Source organism: Melaminivora alkalimesophila, assembly GCF_000282995.1.
Lineage (GTDB): Bacteria > Pseudomonadota > Gammaproteobacteria > Burkholderiales > Burkholderiaceae_C > Melaminivora > Melaminivora alkalimesophila.
Genome location: NZ_ALEE01000507.1, coordinates 1 through 2,892, shown reverse-complemented (window position 1 = coordinate 2,892; position 2,892 = coordinate 1). Strand labels below are relative to the sequence as shown.

General features: G+C 70.7%; 3 protein-coding genes and 1 other RNA gene. 2 read left to right on the top strand and 2 right to left on the bottom strand.

All coding sequences use genetic code 11. The annotated features are described in order from the left end of the window. Nucleotides 1-614: DNA polymerase III subunit gamma/tau (gene dnaX, locus A612_RS09840; protein WP_019374325.1), on the bottom strand; the 614-nt coding region annotated here is incomplete at its 3' end. A 60-nt stretch (nt 615-674) separates the two neighbouring features. Here dnaX and ffs point away from each other — a divergent pair. Both ffs and A612_RS09835 read left to right on the top strand, forming a co-directional pair. Then, nucleotides 675-771: signal recognition particle sRNA small type (gene ffs / locus A612_RS16600), an RNA gene on the top strand. A 161-nt stretch (nt 772-932) separates the two neighbouring features. Beyond that, nucleotides 933-1,610: a hypothetical protein gene (locus A612_RS09835; RefSeq protein ID WP_019374324.1), complete on the top strand. Its 678-nt coding sequence runs from the start codon at nt 933-935 to the stop codon at nt 1,608-1,610. Here the strand turns inward: A612_RS09835 and A612_RS09830 are convergent. Continuing rightward, nucleotides 1,592-2,892 (bottom strand): TIGR03862 family flavoprotein (locus tag A612_RS09830; RefSeq protein ID WP_019374323.1); only part of this gene is annotated, 1,301 nt, incomplete at its 5' end. The two genes, A612_RS09835 and A612_RS09830, sit on opposite strands and share 19 nt — an antisense overlap.

Below are 2,892 nucleotides of genomic sequence, written 5' to 3'. Positions count from 1 at the left end.
GGCTCGGCCGCCAGTCCTTCGAGCGATAGCACCTGCTGCAGGTGGGCCAGCACCGTCTCGGGCGCCATCGGCCGCAGGTTGAACTGCAAGCAGCGCGAGAGCACCGTGACCGGCACCTTCTGCGGGTCGGTCGTGGCCAGCACGAACTTCAGGTATTCCGGCGGCTCCTCCAGCGTCTTGAGCATGGCGTTGAAAGCCGTGTTCGTGAGCATGTGCACTTCGTCGATCATGAAGACCTTGAAGCGCCCCTGCACCGGCTTGTAGACCGCCTGCTCCAGCAATCCCTGCACTTCGTCCACGCCGCGGTTGGAGGCGGCGTCGAGTTCGGTGTAGTCGGGAAAGCGCCCGGCGTCGATGGCCGTGCAGGCCGGGCACACGCCGCAGGGCGTGGCGGTGATGCCGCCCTGACCGTCGGGCCCCTGGCAGTTGAGCGATTTGGCGAGGATGCGCGAGACCGTGGTCTTGCCCACGCCGCGTGTGCCGGTGAACAGGTAGGCGTGGTGCAGGCGCTGCTGCGTGAGCGCATTGACCAGCGCCTGCACGACGTGCTCCTGCCCCACCATTTCCGCGAAGGTCTTGGGGCGGTACTTGCGGGCGAGCACGAGGTAGGACATGGAGGGCGATTCTATGTGCCGGCCGGCGCGGCTGGCCGGTGCGCGGCTACAATCGGCAGTGACGGGCCTCCCCGCATGGGGAAGCGGCCAACCGGGTCAGGTGGGGAACCAAGCAGCCCTAACCGTGGAGCCAGTGCCGGGGGTAAGGCTCGTCACCTTTTTTCTTCCCCTCTCCCGCCCTTGCCAGCGCCTGCGCCCCGCCGCTGACTGGCTCGTCCGACAAGCACCCGCGGAATTTTCCCGGTGCACAAGGCAGCTCCTCCGTCCACACTCGAGCACAGCAATGTCGCTGTTCTCTTTCTTCGAGTGTGTGACGCCATGACCTCGCAAACCCGCACCCGAGCATTTCATTGGACGGCGGTCGGCTCCTGGTCGCCATCGCTGCTGGCGCTGCTGGTCCTGTGCGGCGCGCCCCTCGCCCAGGCGAGCGATTCCAGCCTTGCTGGCCACGCCCTTGCGGAGCTTGCCGCCACCACCCAGCCGGCGGGGGCCGGCGGCAGCGCCGACGCTCCACACTTCACGCTGCGCAGCGAGGAGCTGCCCGCCTTCACCGACTGGGAGGCCGCCGCGGGCCGGGGCGCCGGGCAGGTGCGGTACTCCGAAGTGACCGGCTGGCTCACCCCGCAGCGGCGCTCCAGCCTGGGCCTGTCGCTGGGGCTGGTGTCGGATCAGGCAGGCGTGCGGGGCGGCAACGCGCCCCTGGCCTATGACCTGGGGGTGCGTTGGCGCTCGCGCCTGCAGGAGCGCGTGCACCTGGACCTGCACGCCTGGAGCCGGACACCGCAGTCCCTGGCCGCGCACGACGCCATGGGCATGATCTGGATGCGCGAGCCGGGCCAGATCGGCACGCGGCTGGAAGTGCAGTGGAAGGCCTCGCGCACCGGCGGCCTGATCCCCGAGTTCGGCGCCATCGGGGTGCAGCTCCAGGGCGACGCCAAGTTGCTGCTGCGCGCCCGCCACGGCGGGCCGATGGTGTATTACCGCGCCAAGTTCTGACACCAGCGCGCCGCATCCGTGCCCGCCGCGCGCCCGGTGGCAAGGCAGGCGGTGAGCAGGTAGCCGCCCGTGGGGGCTTCCCAATCGAGCATCTCGCCAGAGCAGAACACGCCGGGCAGCGCCTGCAGCATGAGCGAGCCCTCCTGCAGCGCCTCGAACGCCACACCGCCGGCGGTGCTGATGCTCTCGTCGATGGGGCGGGGCGCCACCAGGGTGATGGGCAGCGCCTTGATCGCCTCGGCCAGGCGCTGCGTGTCCTGCATCCCTTCCTTGCCCAAGAGCTCGTGCAGCACCGCCGTCTTGATGCCCGACAGGCCGAGGCGCGACTTCAGGTGGCTGGCCAGGCTGCGCGCACCACGCGGGTGCCGCACCTGCGCCAGCACGCGTTCCGCGCTGTGCTCGGGCAGCAGGTCCAGGTGAAAGGTGGCGTGTCCGTAGGCGGCGATCTCGTCGCGCAGCAGGTGGGCAAAGGCATACATCAGGCTGCCCTCCACCCCGGTGGCGGTCGCGACGAACTCTCCGCGCCGGCTGAAAATCCGTCCCTGGCTGTCGGCAAAGCGGACTGCCACCGACTTGAAGGGCTGGCCGGCATGGCGTTCGACGAAATAAGGCGACCAGCCGGGCGCCACTTCCTGCGCGCCCAGCAGTTCACGCAGAAAATCGCGCCGTGTCGGTGGCTCGTGGCCCTCGTCCGGCGCCACGCGCAGCACTTCGAAGCCGCAGTTGGCGGGCGCCAGCGGCGCCGTGGCAACGCCGTGCGCCTGCAGCAGGTCCATCCAGGCGCCGTCCGAGCCCAGGCGCGCCCAGCTGCCGCCGCCGAGCGCCAGCACCACGGCGTGGGCTTGCACCACCCGCTCGCCTGCGGGGCAGCTGAAACGCAGCCGCTGCAGGGCCGGCCCGCTGGCCTGCGGGGCCGGGGGCGCCTCCTGCCAGCCCAGCCAGCGATGGCGCATGTGCAGCTGCACACCCTGGGCGCGCAGGCGTTGCAACCATGCCCGCAGCAGCGGCGCGGCCTTCATGTCGGTGGGGAACACCCGCCCGGAACTGCCCACGAAGGTGTCGATGCCCAGCCCGCGCGCCCAGTCGCGCAGGTGCTCCGGCCCGAAGGCGTGCAACCAGGGCGCCATCGCCTCCTCGCGCGCACCGTAGCGCTGCAGGAAGGCCGGCAAGGGTTCGGAGTGCGTGAGGTTCAGGCCGCCCTTGCCGGCCAGCAGGAACTTGCGCCCGGCCGAAGGCATGGCGTCGAACACCTGCACATCGGCCGCGCCCGCGGCCACGGCAG